This is a genomic window from Stenotrophomonas sp. Bg11-02 (assembly GCF_002836635.1).
Taxonomy (GTDB): Bacteria; Pseudomonadota; Gammaproteobacteria; order Xanthomonadales; family Xanthomonadaceae; genus Stenotrophomonas; species Stenotrophomonas lacuserhaii.
Genome location: NZ_PJAY01000071.1, coordinates 179,503 through 199,860 on the forward strand (window position 1 = coordinate 179,503; position 20,358 = coordinate 199,860).

Consider the following 20,358-nt stretch of genomic DNA (forward strand, 5'->3'; position numbering starts at 1 on the left):
CCGCGCGTGTTCACCGGGCCGCTGCGGTCATCCCGCAGCGACGGCCCGGCAGGCAATGTCTCCGAAACCGGCAAACCGCACCACTGCCGTCTGGCCTACGCGGATATCGTGGATACCGGTCGCATTGCCGGTGGCGATCAGCTCGCCGCGCTTGAGCGGTCGGCCGCGTTTGGCCGAGCGGGACAGCGCGAAGGCGATCGCAGTGCGCAGGCCGCCGGGCAGGCGGGTTGCACCGCCGGTGCCGACCACCTCGCCTTCGATCAGCGTTTCCGCGCGCAGTTCGCTGTCGTCGCGCCTGGTCCAGTCGGTGATCTCCGGTCCCAGCAGCAGGCCGTTGTTGTTGCCGAAGTCGGACACCACCACCAACGGCCCCAGGATGTTGATCGTGGCCAGCGGGCTGCTGGCAACTTCCACGCCGATGTACAGGCGGGCCGGCAGTGCTTCGGCCTGCTCGGGCGTCCACTCCAGCTGGTCGGCCGGGGCATCTTCCAGCAGTTCGATCACATACTCGGCTTCGACCGCTGCGAAGCCGCCCTCGAAGACCGCGATATCGAGCGTTGTTCCACCGGTAGCATTCTGCAGCCGATTGTTGAAGATCGGGCCCAGCAGACGATCATCGCCGGAGCTGTCGCGGCGTTCTTCAGCGATGTAGCCGACCTTCCAACCGACCACCTCATGCTCCCACTGGCCGATTGCCAAGTCCTGCACGTGATAGGCGCTGACCAGGTCGGCGGGGATCTGGCCGGGGAAATCGGCCAGCGATGCGCCCGCGCGGCGCGCACCGGTGAAGGCGCTGGCGATGGCGGCAGGGTCGGCGGAGGCCGCCGGTGCGGTTGGCAGGTCCATGTTGCCGGGTTCGTTGCTCAAGGAGGCTCTCCCTTTGGCGTTGTTGCGCTGCGCATCGACAGCGTTCGGATGACGTGTATATGGTAAACCGGTGTCATCTGGCAATGTGCAGTGCGTCAGAAGGCACGACGGGGGTGGCCAACTGTCACCTGTCATCGTTCCAGGAGCCTTGTGCCGCATGAGATCGACGCTTTTTTCGCTGCTCTGTTCGTTGTCCCTGGCCACTGCACCGGCGACTGCTGCCGCTGCGGCGCAGCGCGCACCGCCGCCGGCCGTTGCCGGGGCCGAAGAGGCCGCCGGTGAGCACATCGCATTGTGGCCAGCGGGAGGGGTTCCCGGCGAAAGCGGCCCCGCGCGCGGACTTCACGTGGTGGAGCGCAGCGCGGACCCGGCCCGGCCCGATCGTTACGTCGATCAGATCGATGCGCCGTGGTTGGTGGTGCATGCCCCGGCGCAGTCGAATGGCAAGGCGCTGCTGGTGATTCCAGGCGGCGGCTACCAGCGCGTGGTCATCGACAAGGAAGGCACCGCACTGGTCCCACGGTGGGTTGACCGCGCCGGCTATACCCTGTTCGTGCTGCGTTACCGGTTGCCCGAGGCCGGCCGCGACCGCCAAGCGGCGCTTGCCGATGCGCAGCGCGCGATGCGCGTGGTTCGCGCCGCCGCAGCACGCCGCGGCCTGGACGTCGAAGACATCGCGGTGATGGGCTTTTCAGCCGGTGGGCATGTCGCCGCGCGGCTGGCCACCGGCTACGACACCCCCGCTTACCCGCCAGCCGATGCAGCCGACCGGCTCAGCGCGCGGCCTTCCCGCGCCGTGCTGGTGTACCCGGTGATCGACATGGGGCCGCAGGCCCACGGCGGCTCACGCCTGCGCCTGATAGGCGAACCGGCGGACGCGGCCCTGGTACGCCGCTACTCGATGCAGGACCAGGTGCGCGCGGACATGCCGCCCACCCTGTTGCTGCACGCGGCGGATGACCGCGTCGTCAGCGTCGACAACAGCCTGCTGATGGCGCGTGCGCTGGCAGCGGCGGGCGTGGAGCACGAACTTCATGTGTTCGCCCACGGTGGCCACGGCTTCGGCATGCGCGCGGCCGCGGATTCGACCACGGCCCTGTGGCCGGACATCGCGCAGCGCTGGCTGCGTGCCCAGACCCAGACCCAGACCCAGACCCCGGAGGGTCACCCATGAACGACGATCACGCCGACCTGCAACGCCGCCGCTTCCTCCGCGACAGTGCACGCTGGTCGTTCGCTGCCGCCGCCGCCTCCCTGCTGCCGAACGCACTGGCCCAACCTGGCCTGCACGCCGACCAGCAGGTACTGGCGCGGGTACGCGGGGGGCGCGTGCGCGGCCAGCGCGAACACGGCACGTGTGTGTTCCGCGGGCTTCGCTACGGCGCCGACACCGCCGCCTACCGCTTCCAGCCACCGCGCCGGGAAACGCCGTGGCGCGGTATCGCCGATGCACTGGACTACGGAGCCGCCGCGCCACAGGGCGGCAGCGAAGGCCCGGGCAGCGAAGACTGCCTGTTCCTCAATGTCTGGACGCCGGCGCTCGGCGACGGCGGCAAGCGGCCGATCCTGTTCTACATCCACGGCGGCGGCTTCAACAACGGTTCCGGCAGTGACCCGCTGTATGACGGCGGCGCGCTGTGCCGGCGCGGCGACGTGGTGGTGGTGACGGTCAACCATCGCCTCAATCTGTTCGGCTATCTGTATCTGGGCGCGCTCGGTGACCCGCGCATGGCCGCGTCCGGCAACGTCGGCCAGCTCGACCTGGTGCAGGCCCTGCAATGGGTGCGCGAGCATGCTGCGGTCTTCGGCGGCGATGCGGGCAACATCACCGTGTTCGGCCAGTCCGGGGGCGGGGCGAAGATCGCCACGCTGATGGCCATGCCCGCGGCGAAGGGATTGTTCCAGCGGGCTTGGACGATGAGCGGCCAGCAGGTGACCGCCGCCGGCCCGCGCGCCGCCGCGCAGCGCACCGCCATCGCCATGGAAGCGGCCGGCGCGAAGGACGTCCAAGCGCTGCTGCGTCTGTCCCCGGCCGCGCTGCTGGCCGCCGGCAAGGCGCGCGATCCGTCGCGGATCGAGACCAGCGGGCTGTACGTGGGGCCGGTGCTGGATGATGTGGTGCTACCGGTGCATCCGTTCTTCCCCGAAGCGCCGGCGCAGTCCGCGCACATCCCGATGGTGATCGGCAACACGCGCGATGAAACCCGTGCGTTCCTCGGCAACGATCCGGCCAACCACGAACTCACCTGGGACACCCTGCCGGCGAAGCTGGAACGCGAGCAGTACGTCGACCTGCGCCCACAGCGGGTGATCGACGCGTACCGCCGGATGTATCCGGATTACACGCCGTCGCAGGTGTTCTTCGCCGCCACCACCGCCGGACGCTCATGGCGCGGGGCGGTGGAAGAACTGGAAGCGCGCGCGCGGCAGCGCGCCGGCGCGGCGCCCACCTGGGCCTACCAGCTGGACTGGGGCTCGCCGCTGGACGGCGGCAGGCTCGGCGCTTTCCACACGCTCGATATCCCGCTGGTGTTCGACAACACCGCCCAGCCCGGTGCACGCAGCGGCGATGGCGCGCAGGCACGCGCACTGGCGGCCACGATGAGCAGCGCACTGCTGCAGTTCGCCCGCCATGGCGACCCCAACCACGCCGGCCTGGCGCACTGGGAACCGTACGGCCTGCCGCGCCGGCAGACGCTGCTGTTCGATGTGCGCAGCACGCTGGCTGACGACCCGCGTGGCGGAGAGCGTGAGCTGTATCGGCAGGCACCGTTCCTGCAGCGCGGCACGTTCTGAGTCCTGTTCGAAGGAGCTGTTGATGATCCGTAGTCCCTCCAGGCACCCCGCCGGGCATGGCCCGGCGCTACCTGTGTCCATCATGCAGCGCTTGCTGCTTCTCTTCTGCTGCGTCACACCGCCGGCCTTGGCCGACGTGCCCGCCGACCGGCCGGCGCCAACGCCGATCCGCGCCAGCAAGGTCATCCTGGTCGGTGACTCCACCACGGCCGTGCAGGGGGGCTGGGGAGCGCGCTTCTGTGCGGACCACCTGGTGTCCTTCGCGGCCTGCACCAATCTGGCGCGCGGCGGACGCAGCACCTACAACTACCGCGCCGAAGGCTCCTGGGCGCTGGTGGAGGCGGAGATGCGCACCGCCGGCTATGCCGCTACCTGGGTGCTTATCCAGTTCGGCCACAACGATCAACCCGGCAAGCCGGGGCGTTCCACCGGACTGCGGCATGAGTTCCCCGACAACCTGCGCCGGTACGTTGCCGAGGTACGCGCGGCCGGCGCGGTGCCGGTGCTGGTCACGCCGTTGACCCGGCGCCAGTTCGCCGATGGCACGCTGATCGACGACCTGGGCCCCTGGGCGGACGCCGTGCGCACGGTGGCCGCCGAACTGGACGTGCCGCTGGTCGACCTGCACGCCCGCAGCCGGCAGCTGGTGCAGGCGATGGGCCCGGTACTGGCGATGCAGCTGGCACAGGCGCCTGCGTCGCAGGAGCAGGTCGCCGCTGCGCTGACCGGCACCACCGTCGATGCGGCCCCTTCCAGCGCGGCCGGCCGCGCGGCGCAGCACGCGCTGCTGGAACCGATGGGGCAGGCCAAGCGGGCCTTCGACTACACCCACCTGGGCGACAAGGGCGCGGATGTGTTCGCCACGATCATGGCCGAAGAGCTTGCACGCGCCGTTCCCGCGATGCGCCCCCTCCTGTTGCCTTGACGTATTCAGCTCCTCGGCCCCGGGGTTGCTCACCGCTCTGCTGCACGGATACGCACGGAAACAGGCACTCTCGTCTGCTGTTGACACCGTGCAAACGTTCCGCGGACGTCACTCGCCTAGACTGCAGGCATGGATCTGCACCTCACCCCTCCGGCCTTCCGCGGGAAAGACCGACTGATCGCGGCGCTGGATGCGGCGGTCGGGCAGGGCGATGCCGGAGCGATCACCCGCGCGCTGCAGCACACGCTGCGGCAGGCGATCCATGATCCGGAGATCGAACTGCCTTCCTGCGTCCACCAGCCGCTGCAGGGCCGCTACGCTCGTCGGGAACTGCACCGCAGCACGACGCTGGGCTACAGCGTGATCGCGATGTGCTGGGGGCCGGGACAGGGCACACCGCTGCATGACCACGATGCGATGTGGTGCGTGGAAGGGGTCTGGCGTGGCGACCTGCGGGTTACCCCCTATGCGCTGCTGGAACAGCGAGGCCCACGCTGGCGGTTTGCCGCGCAGCCGGTGCTGTACGGTGAGACAGGCAGCGCCGGCAGCCTGATTCCGCCGCACGAATACCACACCCTGCGAAACGCCAGCAGCGAGGACATCGCGGTGTCGCTGCACGTCTACCAGGGGCCGATGGAACGCAGCACCGTGTTCGATCCGCTCGGCGATGGCTGGTACCAGCCACGCGTGCAGGAACTGGACAGCGACGGCTGATCAGCGCAGGGATGACGGCCAGCGGCCGTCGCTCCCCTCACGGCAGGGCGACGGTGTTGTTCAGGCGGGTGACCTCTTCGCCATCGTCTGCAAGGCCTACCCGCACGCGCAGTCCGCTGCGCTCACCGGCCGGCAGCGGCAGGCTGACCGTGGTGGTCTTCGGCTGCAGGTCCAGCGGCGCGTCCATGGCCGGGACCTCGATCCGGGCGATTTCACGGCCGCGTGCATCTTCCAGCACCGCCACGCCCACGCCGGTGGCCACATGGCCCAGGCTGTGCACGGTGACGTGCACCTGGCGGCCATCCACCCGCACGTCGCCGCGGCCTACGCCCAGGTCGGCACGCTGCTCCACCGGGGTACCGGCGCGCACCCGTTCGAATTCGAACACTTCGGTGCGGCCCGGCTGGAACTGCAGCGGCGTGCTTGCGCTGCTTTCAAGCACGAACTCGCGCTCGCGCGGCGTGCCATCGATGCGCCCGTCACCATCGGCGTCCACGCCACTGCGCACCCGCCAGGTGCCGCTGGCCACGTTCCAGCCGGTCATGTCGGCGCGGATCACCCGCTTGCCCAGGTTATGGCTGGTCACGGTGAAGCGCTCGCGCGAGGGTGCATGCACCAGCAGTGCCACCTGTTCGGCCGCTTCATCGCGGTCGAAGCGCCAACTCACGGTATGCCCCGGCCAGCTCTGGTTGCGCTTCAGCGCGATGCCGCCCAACCGCGCGCGTTGCAGGAACTCGCTCGGCGCTTCCACCCGATCCGACCACCAGTGGCCTTCGGTGTTCATGTACTCGCGTTGTGCCTTGGCCTGGATGCCATCGGCATGCAGGGCCTCGATGTAGCCGGTATCGCCGCTGGCCTGCCAGGCCATCAGGCTGGCGAAGCCGGTCTTGCCACCCTTCGCCTCGGCGGTCAGTTTCGGGTACCAGTCCTGCTGCCGGCCCAGTACCTCGACGTAGTTTTCGCCCAGGTTGGACAGCGCGCCGGGACCGCCACGTTCCACCCGGTAGTCCAGCGCCTTCAGGTATTTTTCGTCACCGCTCCAGCGCCATGCGGCCCAGAACGTATGCATGATGTCGCCGCTGCCGGAGCCGTTGTTGAGCTCGCCGCCACGGGTTTCGCCAGTGGCCCAGTTGATCTCGTTCGGCAGCGCCCAACGGCCCTTGTCATCGGTGTAGGCGTGCGCCAGATAGCCATCGGCCAGGCCGGTGACCAGACGGCGGCTGTTCGGATCGGCATTGAACTGGCCGAGCAGGAACGCCGGATGCAGCACCGGGAACGAATACGGCTTCTGCCACTGCCAGTTCGGTTCGCGGTAGACCTTGTTGCCGCCGAACCAGTTGCTGGAAAACAGCAGGTGGCCCTGCGGGTTGGGCAGGATGATCTTCTCCTGGAACGCCTTGACCGTTTCCATCAGGCGCTCCACGGTCAGCGGATCGCCCCAGTTGAGGTACAACATGGCGCTGTTGGTGTTGATGCCTTCTTCGTAGGCATGCAGTTCGTCGGTCTCGATCGTGCTCAGGCCGTTGCTGAACATGCCATTGCGGTACACCGCGTCGGACAGCGCGGTCAGCGAGGCATTCAGGCGGTCCGGCTGCACGCCCATCAGGGCCAGCCCGGGCCACTGCTGGGTGAGGTCGGAATCATCGGAGATGCCGCCGCCGAAATCGCCATAGGCGACCTGCCGGTTGTCGATCCACCAGTCGATGAAGCGGCGCACATGGGCAAGGTCCTGCACCTGGTTGAAGGCCCACGCCGGCACGCCCTTGGGCACGGCCGGCGCGGTGAATGGCGGTTTGCCCTGGCTGTTGTAACTGATGTAATTCCAGTACAGGCGGCCCAGCTCATGGTCCGGGTCCACCCGCAGCAGGTCGCTGAGGTCGGCGTACACGCGCGCATACAGGCGCTGGCGCTTGGACGTGGTGTGCTCTTCGACCAGGAAGCCCCAGTTGTCGCGTACCTGGTTGAAACGGTCGGCGACATGTTCGGCGATGGCCTCCTGGCGGGGCTTGAACACCATGCGGATTTCGGTGCCGTCGAGCGCGCCCGCATCGAAGCCCGGCGCGGCCGAAGCGATGCTCAGCCACAGGCTGTCGGCGGTGAGGATGCGGTCGCGCAGGTCCAGCCACAGCGTGCGCTGCTTGCCCGGCTGCACCGATACCGACACATCGATCATGTCGCGTGCCGGCCAGATCGGATCCTTGATGCGGATGTTGAGCGGAATCAGCCCGTCGTGCGTGGCCGGCAGGTCCAGCGCGGGCAGGTCGATGGCCACTCCGTCCAGGCCGTCGTGCATGTTTTCCCAACTGTGCGCCCAGCTGCGGATCAGCGGCTGGTTGGCCGGTGCATCGCCCACGCCGGAAGGAACCAGCACGTGCACGATCGGTCGCGGCTGCGCGGGCAGGCTGTCGGCGCCGCGACGGCGCGAACCGGCGCCCTTGGGCAGGGCCATCACCGTGCTGCGTTCGGCCGCCGGGTAGCGCCCCTGGATGTAATGGCGAAGGCTGTCCAGGTTGGTGTAGTCCGGCAGCGCCTGGCTGTCCACCCGATACGTCTGCGTGACGCTGCCCTCGGGCTCGGCGCCGGCGTCCACGTGGTACGCCCAGATCTCCTGGATCGGCGTTTCCTGTTCCACGTTGGAAAAGCGCAGCACGCCGCCCTGCTGGGCCGGGATGTCATCCACGCTGCGCACCACGCCGCGCGGGCGCTGCATCAGCACCGTGCCGGCATTGGCTGCATCGCTGCCATGGGCGAGCGAACCGGACGCCGCGCCGCGCACTTCGATGCGGTTCACCGTTTCGCCCGCCGGCAGGGTCAGGTCCAGATGCTGGCCGCCCTCCACATAGGTATTCCAGTCCGGCAGCTGGAAGTAATCGTTGCGGCCGGGCAGGCGCGAGCGGTTGTAGACACCCGGCCAGGTGGTCTCGGCGATGCCGTCGGTGGCCTTCCACATCCACTGCTTGAGGTCCTTGGTATCGGCGAACTCCACCTTGCGGATGCGCGTGCCCTCGGCGGCCAGTGCGGGCGGGGCCGCGCCTTCCCAGCCGAAACGATGCCGCCACGCGCGATCATCGGCCGTGGCGGCAACCGCGCTGGCCGCTGCCTTGCCCTGTGCCAGCGCGGCCACGGCAGGACCGTCCAGCAGCTGGTCGTAGACGCGGATGTGCTGGAAATCGCTGCCCCGCAGGAAGTTGTAACGGCTCTGCACCTGGTAGGGCGCCATCACCCTTCCGGCGAGCCCAAGCTGGTCCAGCGCGGCATCGTAATCGGCGGTGGCCTCGGCCCGCGCGACCTCCTTGCCGTCCACGAACAGCCGCACGCCATGGTCTTCGTCCCAGCCGAACGCCAGGTGCAGCCACTGGTCGGCACGCGGTGCCTGCGGCATCTTGAACGACACGCGGGTGCGCGCCAGGTTGGCGTCGGTGACGAACGCATCGAAGCCGTGCCCGTTCCAATCGATGCGCAGCCACGCCATGTCCCAGCTGCTGTGGTCGGCATAGCCCACGCGGAAGATCACGAACGGCGCTTCGCCCACGGCGTAGCGCGGCCGCCAGTCGAAGGCCAGCGTGCCGCGCTGGGCCAGGATGTTGCCCGGTGCATCCCAGGACAGCACGCCGTCGTCCTGCCATTGGATCGCCTTGCCGCGTGTACCGTCCTGGACCACCGCCACCTTGTCGCGGAAGTTCGGTATCGCTTCACCGTGCGCCACGTCCGCCTGCAGGCCGCGGTTGGCGTCGACATGGAACAGCAGCGTTGGCGGGCCGGCGCCGAACACCGGCGCAGCGAACAATGCAGTGGCCAGTGCCAGCAGGTGGCGACGGGGCAGGCGGGCGACGGCAGCGGAGCGGTGTGGCATGGAACCTTCCTTTCAACAGCGGGCAACGGCAGGGCAATGCGAGGGCGGTGCGGCGATAGAGGGGGCGTGGCCGAGCATGCCGATGCCTGAGCGTGGAGGGCATCGACCCGTCCCGCGCTGCGCCGCATTCTGCACCTGCTGCCGCGCTTTGGAGGCAGGTCGGCCTGGGCTCCATCGTGGCCTGCTCGGACGCCGTGGCGCCGCTGGCGAGAGGGACGACCGTGCAGCTGCGGCCCTCACCGCAGACGTCTGGCTGACACCGCAGGTCACCGGAACGTAGCAAAGCCGACCACGGCGCAGCATCTTGCGCCGCAGCAGGAGCGCCACGGTGGCGGGTACGTTGGGCGTTGCACCGGACGGCGGCGTGGCTGGCACGCCGCCGGGTGGGTCATCAGAACTTGTAGCGGACGCCGAGCAGGAACTGGCGGCCGGTTTCCGTGTACTGCAGCGGCAGCTGGCCGGTGAGCGGCGAACGAACCCACTCGTCGGACGCTTCGTTGGTCAGGTTGACCCCTTCCAGGGTCAGCTCCAGCTGGTCGCTCATCTTGTAGCGCAGCGACGCGTCGATCATCGTGGTGCCGGTCATGCCGTGCACGCCGTCCAGGTTGAAGCCGGTTTCCTGGCCCGGTGCCTGGGTCAGGTAGTCGTCGCGGTTGGTCGCCGAGACGCGGCCGGACCAGACCTCTCCTTCGTAGAACAGCGTGGCATTCCACGAGGTGGGCGACAGGCCGGTCAGGTCGTTCTTCATCACCGCCTGGCCTTGACCGTTGAGGTACTGGATCTTCGATTCCACCCAGGTGTAGTTCAGCTGCACGCCCAGGTTGGACCACTTGCCCGGCAGGAAGGTGAACGGCTGGGTGTAGTTCGCCTCCACGCCGTGCAGTTCACCGCCGGGGGTGTTGAGCGGGATGCTGAAGGTGAACTCGTCGTTGACCGTGGCACCGGTGCCGTCCAGCAGGCTGGCCGGCAGGCCGCTGGTGGAGTACGGACGCACGTCGCGGGTGGTCTGCACGAAGGACTCGATGTCCTTGTAGAACAGGCCCAGGCCGAGCATTGCGCCTTCGTTGAAGTACCACTCGAAACCGAGGTCGACGTTGGTGGCGCGGATCGGATCCAGGTTCGGGTTGCCGCCGGCCACCGTGCGTGCGCCGCCGGCCACCGCCACGGTCACGCCGGGGGTCAGGTTGCCCAGGCCCGGACGGGTCATCACCTTGGCCGCGCCGAGGCGGATCAGGAAGTCCGGCGCCACTTCGGCAACCAGGTTGAACGAGGGCAGGGTGTCATCGTACTTGCGGTTGCTGGTGGTCAGCACCGGCACCCCGCCGACGGTGGCGTAGCCGTTGGATTCCTGCTTGGTTTCCACGTAGCGCACGCCGAAGTTGCCCGACAGCGGGATCGAACCCAGGTCGGTGGAGAACTCGCCCATCAGCCACACCCCGCGGTCCTTCTCTTCCACGCTGCGGCTGTTGTTCAGGCGCGGTGCGACGGCGAAGGTGCCGGTGTTGCTGTAGATGTCGAACAGGTCAGCCACCGCGTCCAGGTTCGGCACCACCCAGTTGGACGGGCTGCCGGAGATGCCCTTCAGGCCTTCCTGCTGGGTGTATTCCGGCGGCACGATCAGCCCGCTACCCGGGAAGGTGGGCACGGCCAATTCGCTGGCGCGGCGCAGTTCCACGGTGTTGAAGCTGTAATCCTTGGCCAGCACGCCACCCTTCAGGCGGAAGCCCGGGCTGATGTTCCAGTTGAAATCCAGCTGCGCGGTGTCGAAGTCGTTGTCCACAGACTGCGGACGCAGGCGGATTTCGGCCAGGGTCCAGCCGTTCGGATTGGTCGGATCCACGCCGTAGTTGAGGATCGGCTGGTTCTTGTTGCCGCGGTAATCGTAGCTGTACCCATCGACATCGAACTTGTCCATGATGACGGTGGTCTGCACCGGGTTCTCGTGCGCCGAGCGCGAGGTACCCAGCTTGCCGGTGATCGAGAACGCATCACTGAAGCGATGGTCCAGGTTCAGGCTGACCTGCTTGAAGTCGGTGCTCCACTCGTCGTGGCGGTTCTCGCTGCGGATGTCGACGTTGTCGAACGCACCATAGACCAGCGCGTTGTTGCGGATTTCGCCATCGCGCACGATGGTCTGCGGCTTGCCGGCGCCGGAGCGGCTGAAGGAGATCGCTTCGATGTAATGCTCGTCGCGGTCGGCGTCGATCTTGGAGTACAGCGCATCCAGGGACACTTCGGTGCGGTCGGTCGGCTTCCACTGCAGCGAGCCGGTGACGCCCAGGCGTTCCTGCTTGTGCTCCATCTGCACGTAGCGCGGGAAACGCGGGTGGAAGACGTTGGCACCCCGCGCGGCAGCGAACGGCGAGCTGGCGGCGAAGCCGCCATTGCTGGGGCCATTGGCCCAGCGGCCGGTGTTGGAACCCTCTTCAAGCGCCTGGCGCTCGGAGTAGGCCACCGACAGCAGCGCACCGAAGGTGCCATCGGCGAAGGTGTTGGAGATCAGCGCCGCCATGCGCGGGTCGGCTTTCTGCGCCATGTCGTTGTAGCTGGCCTGGCCGCTGGCGGCGAAGGTGAAGCCGTCATAGTCGAACGGGCGCGCGGTGCGCAGGTCGACGGTGGCGCCGAGCGAGCCCTCTTCGACATCGGCCGAAGCGGTCTTGCGCACGATCAGCTGCGAGAACAGGTCTGAGGCGAACACGTTGAAATCGAAGCCGCGGCCACGGTTGGTGCCGCCGCTCTGGTCGCCGGCACCGACGGTGGCCAGCGCTTCCATGCCGTTGATGCGCACGCGGGTGAAGTCCGGGCCCAGGCCGCGCACCGAGATGCTGCGGCCTTCACCGCCATCGCGGGTGATCACCACGCCGGGGATGCGCTGCAGCGATTCGGCCAGGTTGAGGTCCGGGAACTTACCGATGTCTTCGGCGACGATGGCATCGACCACGCCGGCTTCGCCGCGCTTGATGTCCAAGGCCTTTTCCACGCTGGCGCGGTAGCCGGTGACGGTTACAGTGTCCAGGTCGACGGCGGGATCCGAGCTGGCCTGCTGGGCGATGGCCGGGGCGGTGAGCGCCAGACCGATTGACAGAGCCAGCAAGGTAACCGGTGTCTTTTTGCGGTTGCTACGAGAAATCATGGCCTTTCCCTCTCCCAAAGGTCTGGTTCACAACGCGGTGTCAGCAAGATGACACCGCTGGTCAGGGCGGACGTTAACAGCACCTTCAGGATCGGGCATCTTGCACCGCAACAGATTGGAGTTGTCCCGCAGAGGCTTGCGGGACAATGACTTCGACAATGCGTGCAGGTAGACGCAGCGGTCCCTGGGGCTAGAATGACACCGATAGCCAAGAGCCACGCGGGGTGCGTGGTTCCCTCCGGCGGGCAGCAACGCGATGCTGCAGTCCGGGCAACGAGGACATCTGATGAGTCGAGTGGTCTGTTTCGGGGAACTGTTGTTGAGGATGGGTGCACCGGGCAACGAGCTGCTGCTGCAGTCGCCGCGCCTGGACGTACACGTAGGTGGGGCGGAGGCCAACGTAGGCGTCTCCCTGGCGCACTTCGGCCATGACGTGGCGGTGGCCAGCACGGTAGCCGACAATCCGCTGGGCGCGCATGCGCTGGGTGAACTGCGCCGGCATGGCGTGGACACCCGTGGGGTGCGCCTGCAGGCGGATGGCCGCATGGGCCTGTACTTCCTCACCACCGGCGCAGTGCAGCGTGCCAGCGAGGTGGTCTATGACCGTGCCGATTCGGCCTTCGCGCTCAGTACCGCCGCCGACTACGACTGGCCGACGCTGCTGCAGGGCGCGGACTGGCTGCACCTGTCCGGGGTCAGCCCGGCCCTCGGCGCCGATGTGGCCCAGGCCACCCTGGCGGCCGCACGCGCGGCACGTGCGCAGGGGGTCAAGGTGTCCTTCGATGGCAACTTCCGGCCCAAGCTGTGGCAGCGCTGGGGCGGCGATGCCAAGGCCATCCTGCGCGAGCTGTTCGCCCAGGCCGACATCGTGTTCGCCGATTACCGCGATATCGAAGTGGTGCTTGGCCAGCCGTTCGCGCAGGACGACGTGGTCGCCCGCGTGGAAGCTGCCGCCGCCGCCGCCTTCGCCGCCTTCCCGCAGTTGCAGTGGATGGCCTGCACGCAGCGCCAGGCACTGAGCGTGGACCACCACGCGCTGGGCGCGCTGCTGATCGGCCGCGATGGCACGCGTGCGCAGGCACCGGTGCGCCAACTGCAGGGCATCATCGACCGCATCGGCGGCGGTGATGCGTTCGCTGCCGGCATCCTGCATGGCATCATGCGCGGCTTCGATGCCGACGCCACCGTGCGCTTCGGCTTGGCCGCCGGTGGCCTGAAGCATTCGATCCCCGGCGATTTCAATCCCGTCAGCGAAGCTGATGTACTGGCCCTGGTGGGCGAGGAGCGTTTTGATGTCAGGCGCTGATCCGCGCGTTCGCGCGGTACTGAAACTTGCACCGGTGATCCCGGTGTTCACCCCCGATGACGTGGACGATGCGGTGCAGGTCGCCCTGGCCCTGTTCCGCGGTGGCCTGCCGGTGGTGGAAGTCACCCTGCGCACGCCGCGCGCGATGGAAGCGATCAAGGCCATGGCCGAGGCCGTGCCGGATGCGGTGATCGGCGCCGGCACGGTGTTGACCGCCGCGCAGATGCAGGCGGTGAAGGAAGCCGGTGGCCGCTTCGCGGTGTCGCCGGGCGCGACCGATCGGCTGTACGCGGCCGCGCGCGATACCGACCTGCCGTTCCTGCCGGGCGTGGCGACTTCGTCCGAGCTGATGCACGGGCTGGAACAGGGACTGGATACGTTCAAGTTCTTCCCGGCGGTGCAGGCCGGTGGCGCCCCGTTGCTGGCCGCCTGGGCCGGTCCGTTCGCCGATGTGCGCTTCTGCCCCACCGGCGGCATCAGCGTGCAGACCGCGCCGCAGTTCCTGCACCTGCCCAACGTGCTGTGCGTGGGTGGTTCGTGGTTGACCACCGCCGCGCTGCTGCAAAGCCGCGACTGGGCGGCGATCGAAGAACTGGCCCGCCAGGCATCGGTGCTGGCGAGCTGACCTGCCTTGGTATCGCCGAGCCATGCTCGGCGAGCGCAGCGGGAACAGCGTGACGACCAACGGTCCTCACCCACCAGGGCGATGGCATGACGGTGTAGTGTCGAGCTTGCTCGGCTCTACACTGGCTGCATGGCCATGTTCAAAACCTTCCTGTTCTCCCTGCTTGCGCTGGGCGGTGCGCTGCTTGCGCTGGTGCTGGTCACCACCGTGGCCGGCTGGCTGCCGCCGTTGATCGGGGTGCACCCCGGCGGGGCGGTGCAGTTGGGCTGGGACCTGGCGTTCACCGTGCTCGGCGGCATCGCCGCGGTGGCCTTCGCCAGCTACCACGCGCCGCGCTGGCCGCGTTCGCACGGTGTGGCCCTCTGGTTGCTGCTGGCGGTCGCCTCGTTGTGGGCAGCATGGGACATGGGCAACGAATTCCCGCGCTGGTTCGTGGTGCTGCTGGTCGTCTCTCTGCCGCTGCAGCTCGCCGCTGGCCTGTGGCTGGGCGCACGCCGTTTGCGCACCGCAACAAAGGCTTAACAATTCCCCCCTAGTCTCTATGTCCGCCGGTTACCGGCACGGCCGCGCAGGGGCCTTGTGCGAACCATCGCATGGGCGCGCGGCACGAACTCACAGGGCAATGGGGACCATCCGATGCGCAATACCCTCCGGGAGACGCCGACGCGCGTCCCCCATGCGAAGCTTTTGTCCCGCGCCGTGCGCGCCGTGCTGGTCAGTGGCATCGCCACCCTGCCATTGCAGGCGCTGGCAGATGAAACAGCGGCCGCAGCAGCCGGCGCAGCCGCGATGCAGCAGCTGGACACGGTGGTGGTGACCGGCGGCTACGCAAAGAGCCTGGAGCGCGCGGTTGACCTCAAGCGCAGCAACATCGGCTTCTCCGATTCCATCGTCGCCACCGACGTGGCCGACTTCCCGGAGCAGAACCTGGCCGAAGCGCTGCAGCGCATGCCGGGGGTGACCATCGAACGCAACAAGGGGCTGGGCAGCAAGGTCAGCGTGCGCGGCCTGCCGTCCGAGTTCACCCACGTCTCGATCAACAACCTCGCCACCGCCTCGGGCAGCGGCGGACGCGACGTGCAGTTCGATATCTTCGCCTCGGACGTGGTGCAGACCGTGACCGTGCAGAAGTCGCCGACTGCGGCCGACGAAGAAGGCGGCATTGCCGGTTCGGTCTACATCGAAACCGCCAAGCCGTTCGACTATGCCGAGCCGAAATTCAGCGCCTCGGCCGAAGTGGCCAACAATTCGATCAACGGCAAGAACGATCCGAAGATCTCCTTCCTGGCCAGCGATACGTGGGGCGACTGGGGCGGGCTGGTGACCTTCTCCAAGGCCAAGCGGACCAACCGCACTGATTCCAATTCCGGCATCAACTTCCGCCCGATGGGCCGCTTCCTTGAAGCGTCCGGCACCCGCGGTTCGCAGGCGGCCGCGGTGCTGGCGCGCGATGCGGGCATCGTCGTCGGCAACCGCATGGACAAGGACGAGACCAACCGGATCATCTTCCAGGACAAGGTCGGCGATCGCATCTACCTCAACGAGCAGGACCAGTGGGGCGCGACCGCCTCGCTGCAGTTCAAGCCGAGCGAAGCGTTCTCGCTGAGCTTGGATGCGATGTTCGGTGGCTACGACACCCACGAAGACGAATACGATGCGGCGGCCTACTCGGCGTCCAGCCGCAGCACCCTGGACACCATCCACGACTACGACGCCGACACGTTGTCGCGCTACGGCATGGTGGTCCTGCGCGATGTGTCCTACACCGCCACCCAGCATGAAATCCTGAGCAAGGAACGCTTCGCCAACACCGACTACCGCCAGTTCAGCACCAAGCTGGACTGGACCGTGGGCGGCTGGGACATCGATGCACTGGTCGGCTACTCCGGCGCACGCCGTGATTCGGACTACGCCAACCTCAAGCACGTCGCCTACGCACCGTCGCGCACGCGCTGGACCGCCAACGGCGGCGAGACGCTGGCCAGTGCGGCGTCCAATGGCTTCGATATGTACAACTCCCCGGAGAAGTACCTGTTCGAAGCCTATGAGACCGAAGTGGAGCACGTGAAGGACGACAAGTACGCCGCGCAGCTGGATTTTCGCCGGTCGATGGAACTGGCGTTCTTCCCGGCGCTGACCAGCGTCAAGTTCGGTGCGCGCTACACCGACAAGTCCAAGGACCGCGAGTTCGGCAACACCAAGATCCAGGGCCCCACGGCCGGCAGTGCGGCATGGGTGAACACCCGCACGCTGGCTGACAGCAATCCCGGCTGGATCAGCGACATCGTGCCCGGTGGCGGCTACGAGCCCAGCAAGCTGGACTGGCAGCAGGTGTCCAACAGCTACGCGCGCAACACCTTCCGCTATGCCGGTTTCACCACCCCGCTGGACAACGGCCAGTTCTACCAGGTCGATGAAAAGACCTTGGCGCTGTATGCCATGACCGATTTCTACTTCGATATCGGCACGGTGCCGGTGTACGCCAACCTGGGCGTGCGTTCGATCGACACCAAGGTCGATTCGGCCGGCTTCCACCCGGTGCAGAATGCCGATGGCAGCAGCGGTTACACCCCCACGCCGATTTCCAGCAGCGGTGACTACAGCGACCTGCTGCCCAGCTTCAACATGACCGCCGAGATCGCCGATGGGCTGGTGCTGCGCGCGGCCGCGTCGGAAACGCTGATGCGTCCGTCGCTGACCGACATCGCCTACCGCCGCACCGTCAGCTGGTCCAGCTTCCGCTTCATGGACGGCAACCCGGCGCTGAAGCCGACCACCGCCAGGCAGTGGGAAATCGGCCTTGAAAAGTACCTGGAGAATGGCGGCCTGCTGTCGGCCTCCTACTTCTCCAAGAAGATCGACGGTGTGGTCCGCCAGGAACTGACCGGCATCGTGCCGAACGTGGAAAAGCTCAACGCCAATGGATCGCTGGATGGCTACTACGACTTCGAGGTCTACCAGCCGGTCAACGCCGATGGCTCCTACAAGGTCACCGGTGTGGAACTGGTCGCGCAGCTGCCGCTGTCGATGCTGCACCCGGCGCTGGAAGGCTGGGGCATCAATGCCAACTACACCCAGCTGGACAACACGCTGACCGGCGCATCGGACCTGGATATCCCGACCCCGCCGGAAGGCCTGGCCGAGAAGGCGTACAACTTCACCCTGTACTACGAGAATGACCGCTTCGACGCGCGCGTGTCCTACAACTACAAGGACAAGTACGTGGAGTACATCCACCTCAACATGTACCCGGTGTACCGCGATGCCTACGGCCAGACCGATGCGTCGATCGGCTTCCGTCTGAACGATACCTGGAAGCTGAGCCTGGATGCGATCAACGTGTTCGACGAAGAGACCTCCGGCTACACGATCGATAAATCGTTCCCGACCCAGTACGAGTTCTCCGGCCGCCGCGTCAGCCTCGGCATCCGCGCCGATTTCTGATCGGCCATCGGTCGGTGACGACCATCGGTCGGTGACGACCATCGGTGGGTGACGACCGTTTGTGGGTGACGACCATCGGTGGGTGACGACCGTTGGTCGTCACCGCCCCAGCGTCGGCAACACCTGCTCAAGCGTGGTGATCCCTTCCCAGGGGTCACCCTTCAGGCGCTTTGCCCGCGCCAACGCCTTGTCCAGCGGAAACGCATCGGCCGCCGCGACGCGGCCGAGTTCTTCCCAGCGAAGCGGCACCGCCACCCCGGCGCTCTCGCGCGCCCGCAACGACCACGAACACACGCTGGTGGCCCCGCGTGCATTGCGCAGCCAGTCGATGAAGATCACCCCGTTGCGCTTGGCCTTGCTCATGGTGGCCACGTAGCGGTCCGGCGCGTGCTGTGCCAACGCCTGCGCGAAGGACTCGCAGAATGCCTTCGCCTGCTCCCAGTCCGCCTTGGGCTGCAGTGGCACCACCACGTGCAGGCCCTTGCCGCCGGACAACCGTACGAAGCTTTCCAGCCCGGTTTCCTGCAGGCGAGCGCGGATGTCCCGGGCCGCCGCCTTGATTTGCGTCCAGTTCACGCCGTCGCCGGGATCCAGGTCGAACACCAGCCGGTCCGGATGCTCCGGATCGGCCACCGTCGCCCCCCAGGGATGCAACTCCAGGGTGTTCATCTGCACCAGTTGCAGCAGCCCGTCCACATCGTCGATGTAGACGTAATCCTCGGTACCGCTTTTCTGTTCCAGCGGCACCGCACGCACCGCATCGCCCAGGCCCTGGCCGTGGTGTTTCTGGAAGAAGCACGCCTTGCCCACGCCCTGCGGACAACGCAGCAGCGACAGCGGCCGACCGCTGATCTCCGGCAGTATCCAAGGCGCCATCGCGCGGTAGTAGTCGGCTACTTCGCCTTTGCGGATCTTCTGCTTCGGGTAGACCACGCGCTCGGGGTGGGTGATGTGCAGGGGCAATGCCTTGCCTTTCACCGGCGCGGCAGCAGGCTGGGTGCGGTCGGGCTGCAGGTCGGGCGCGGTCTTGTCGGTGCGCAGCCGTTTGAAACTGGCCTGGCGCAGCAATCCCTCCTTGCCCCAGCCACGGAAGGCCACCTCGGCCACCAGCGTGGGCTTCACCCAATGCACGCTGGCGGCGCGTAACGGCACGTGGGCCGGCAGCTCGACCGCAGCGCTGGAGGTCCCCAGCTTGCCCAGCGAAGCGCTCAGCGCGCGCAGCTTCGCATCATCGAATCCGGTACCGACGCGGCCCACGTAACGCAGCCCGGCCTTGTCCGGCGTGGCCATCAGCAGCGAACCGAAGCCTTGCCGTGCGCCCTTGGGCGCGGTGTAGCCAACCACCAGGAACTCATCGGTCTGTTCGTGCTTGATCTTCACCCAGCTGCGCGCGCGGCCGTTGGCATAGGGCGCATCCACCTGCTTGCTGATGACCCCTTCGAAGCCGGCCTTGCCGCTGGCGGCGAACACCGCCGGGCCGTGGTCGAGTACATGGTCGCTGTAGGCAAGCGTGCCCGGTACATCACCGATCAGCGCCTTCAGCAGCGTCTTGCGCTCCAGCAGCGGTGCACGGCTGATATCGACCCCGGCCACGCCCGGCAGATCGAACACGATGTAGCGCAAGGGCTGTTTCGCCGTGCCGTCGATCACCCGCTGCAGCGCGCTGAAATCACTGCGCCCCTGGTCATCCAGCACCACCAGTTCGCCGTCCAGCCGTGCATCGTTGACCGGCAGCGCGGCGATCGCCTGGCTCACTTCCGGGAAATCATCGCTCCAGTCCAGGTTGTTGCGCGAACGCAGCGTCACCTTGCCGTCGTGCAGATCAGCCAGCAGGCGGTAGCCGTCCCATTTGATCTCATGCAGCCAGCGTTCTCCGTCGGGAGCGTTCTGGCGATGATCGGTAAGCTGCGGCGCGTATTGGTGCGGATAGGGGGTGTCGCGCGCGCCCTGCAGCGCCAGCGCGCGCTTGTGCCAGCGCGCGTCCGCCTTGCGTGCCCGCGGTGCCGCCGCAGACGTGCTTTTCGACGGCGTGCTTTTCGATGACGTGCTTTTCGATGACGTGCTTTTCGATGACGTGCTTTTCGATGACGTGCTTTTCGATGACGTGTTCTTCGACGGCGCGGCCTTGCGTGATCCGGTGGCGGTGGTCGAGGTCGCAGGGGACGCCTCCAGCAGGTCATCGGCCTCCGCATCGGTGGCATGGGCATCGTTGCGCTTGATCAGCAGCCACTGCACCTGGCGCCCTTTCAGGTTGGTGCGTACCAGCTTCCAGCCACCGCGCAAGCGCTCGCCGTGCAGTTCGAAGTCGAGCTTTCCAGCGGCCAGCGCTTCCAGCGGATCACCGTCCATGGCCCAGTTGCCTTGGTCGTAGACGTCCACGTGCCCGGCGCCGTAGTGGCCTTGCGGAATATCCCCCTCGAACGCCGCATAGGACAGCGGATGGTCTTCCACCTCCACCGCCAGCCGCTTCTCCCCGGCGCGCAACGAGGGACCCTTGGGCACCGCCCAGCTCTTCAGCACCTCGCCCATCTGCAGACGGAAGTCATAATGCCGGCTGCTGGCATGGTGCAGTTGCACCACGAAGATCGGCCGGTCCGCCGGGCTGCCGGGCCCGGCCTGCAGGTCATCCGGCTCCGGCGTGCTGCCCTTGGCCGCGCCGAGCCTGCGTTTGCGGCGATACTGATCCAGGGACATG

General features: G+C 67.3%; 12 protein-coding genes. 8 read left to right on the forward strand and 4 right to left on the reverse strand.

All coding sequences use genetic code 11. The features are described from left to right. Positions 1-27: 27 nt before the first annotated feature. Positions 28-846 (reverse strand): 2-keto-4-pentenoate hydratase, encoded by an 819-nt coding sequence (locus tag CXG43_RS18875; protein WP_101101811.1) that lies wholly within the window; start codon positions 844-846, stop codon positions 28-30. A gap of 178 nt (positions 847-1,024) precedes the next feature. On the opposite strand from CXG43_RS18875, the gene CXG43_RS18880 reads away from it, so the two are divergent. The 4 genes from CXG43_RS18880 (at position 1,025) to CXG43_RS18895 (ending at position 5,302) form a co-directional block, all read left to right on the forward strand. Then, positions 1,025-2,041, forward strand: a complete 1,017-nt coding sequence (locus CXG43_RS18880) for an alpha/beta hydrolase (protein WP_101101737.1) — start codon at positions 1,025-1,027, stop codon at positions 2,039-2,041. Then, positions 2,038-3,663, forward strand: a complete 1,626-nt coding sequence (locus CXG43_RS18885; protein ID WP_101101739.1) for a carboxylesterase family protein — start codon at positions 2,038-2,040, stop codon at positions 3,661-3,663. Before CXG43_RS18880 ends, CXG43_RS18885 begins: the two co-directional genes overlap by 4 nt. A gap of 82 nt (positions 3,664-3,745) precedes the next feature. Beyond that, on the forward strand, positions 3,746-4,588 hold the full coding sequence (locus CXG43_RS18890; protein ID WP_101101741.1) for a rhamnogalacturonan acetylesterase: 843 nt from the start codon (positions 3,746-3,748) through the stop codon (positions 4,586-4,588). 129 nt (positions 4,589-4,717) lie between these two features. Then, on the forward strand, positions 4,718-5,302 hold the full coding sequence (locus CXG43_RS18895) for a cysteine dioxygenase family protein (protein WP_101101742.1): 585 nt from the start codon (positions 4,718-4,720) through the stop codon (positions 5,300-5,302). Between the two features lie 37 nt (positions 5,303-5,339). Here CXG43_RS18895 and CXG43_RS18900 read toward each other — a convergent pair whose 3' ends face one another. Both CXG43_RS18900 and CXG43_RS18905 read right to left on the reverse strand, forming a co-directional pair. Then, a complete protein-coding gene (locus tag CXG43_RS18900) occupies positions 5,340-9,155 on the reverse strand; it encodes a LamG-like jellyroll fold domain-containing protein (protein ID WP_101101744.1) in 3,816 nt (1,271 codons plus the stop codon). Positions 9,156-9,546: 391 nt separating this feature from the next. Further along, the gene (locus tag CXG43_RS18905) at positions 9,547-12,288 is read right to left on the reverse strand and encodes a TonB-dependent receptor (RefSeq protein ID WP_101101746.1); all 2,742 of its coding nucleotides are present in this window, start codon (positions 12,286-12,288) and stop codon (positions 9,547-9,549) included. A 286-nt stretch (positions 12,289-12,574) separates the two neighbouring features. Here CXG43_RS18905 and CXG43_RS18910 point away from each other — a divergent pair, with 286 nt between their 5' ends. The 4 genes from CXG43_RS18910 (at position 12,575) to CXG43_RS18925 (ending at position 17,663) form a co-directional block, all read left to right on the forward strand. Next, the gene (locus tag CXG43_RS18910) at positions 12,575-13,594 is read left to right on the forward strand and encodes a sugar kinase (protein WP_101101748.1); all 1,020 of its coding nucleotides are present in this window, start codon (positions 12,575-12,577) and stop codon (positions 13,592-13,594) included. Further along, positions 13,581-14,219, forward strand: a complete 639-nt coding sequence (eda, locus tag CXG43_RS18915) for a bifunctional 4-hydroxy-2-oxoglutarate aldolase/2-dehydro-3-deoxy-phosphogluconate aldolase (protein WP_101101751.1) — start codon at positions 13,581-13,583, stop codon at positions 14,217-14,219. The genes CXG43_RS18910 and eda overlap by 14 nt, the downstream gene beginning before the upstream one ends. 135 nt (positions 14,220-14,354) lie before the next feature. Continuing rightward, positions 14,355-14,741, forward strand: coding sequence for a hypothetical protein (locus CXG43_RS18920; protein WP_232767887.1), 387 nt, complete (start codon positions 14,355-14,357; stop codon positions 14,739-14,741). A 165-nt stretch (positions 14,742-14,906) separates the two neighbouring features. Continuing rightward, on the forward strand, positions 14,907-17,663 hold the full coding sequence (locus CXG43_RS18925) for a TonB-dependent receptor (RefSeq protein WP_232767889.1): 2,757 nt from the start codon (positions 14,907-14,909) through the stop codon (positions 17,661-17,663). A 99-nt stretch (positions 17,664-17,762) separates the two neighbouring features. On the opposite strand, the gene ligD is transcribed toward CXG43_RS18925, so the two are convergent. Then, positions 17,763-20,357, reverse strand: a complete 2,595-nt coding sequence (ligD, locus tag CXG43_RS18930; RefSeq protein WP_101101757.1) for a DNA ligase D — start codon at positions 20,355-20,357, stop codon at positions 17,763-17,765. Position 20,358: the final 1 nt, after the last annotated feature.

Excerpts from the sequence above, each read along its gene's own strand:
- CXG43_RS18920 (WP_232767887.1), top strand. The coding sequence starts at position 14,355 with ATGTTCAAAACCTTCCTGTTCTCCCTGCTTGCGCTGGGCGGTGCGCTG.
- CXG43_RS18900 (WP_101101744.1), bottom strand. The coding sequence starts at position 9,155 with ATGCCACACCGCTCCGCTGCCGTCGCCCGCCTGCCCCGTCGCCACCTG.
- CXG43_RS18890 (WP_101101741.1), top strand. The coding sequence starts at position 3,746 with ATGCAGCGCTTGCTGCTTCTCTTCTGCTGCGTCACACCGCCGGCCTTG.
- CXG43_RS18875 (WP_101101811.1), bottom strand. The coding sequence starts at position 846 with ATGGACCTGCCAACCGCACCGGCGGCCTCCGCCGACCCTGCCGCCATC.
- ligD (WP_101101757.1), bottom strand. The coding sequence starts at position 20,357 with ATGTCCCTGGATCAGTATCGCCGCAAACGCAGGCTCGGCGCGGCCAAG.
- CXG43_RS18880 (WP_101101737.1), top strand. The coding sequence starts at position 1,025 with ATGAGATCGACGCTTTTTTCGCTGCTCTGTTCGTTGTCCCTGGCCACT.
- CXG43_RS18910 (WP_101101748.1), top strand. The coding sequence starts at position 12,575 with ATGAGTCGAGTGGTCTGTTTCGGGGAACTGTTGTTGAGGATGGGTGCA.
- CXG43_RS18895 (WP_101101742.1), top strand. The coding sequence starts at position 4,718 with ATGGATCTGCACCTCACCCCTCCGGCCTTCCGCGGGAAAGACCGACTG.
- eda (WP_101101751.1), top strand. The coding sequence starts at position 13,581 with ATGTCAGGCGCTGATCCGCGCGTTCGCGCGGTACTGAAACTTGCACCG.
- CXG43_RS18905 (WP_101101746.1), bottom strand. The coding sequence starts at position 12,288 with ATGATTTCTCGTAGCAACCGCAAAAAGACACCGGTTACCTTGCTGGCT.
- CXG43_RS18885 (WP_101101739.1), top strand. The coding sequence starts at position 2,038 with ATGAACGACGATCACGCCGACCTGCAACGCCGCCGCTTCCTCCGCGAC.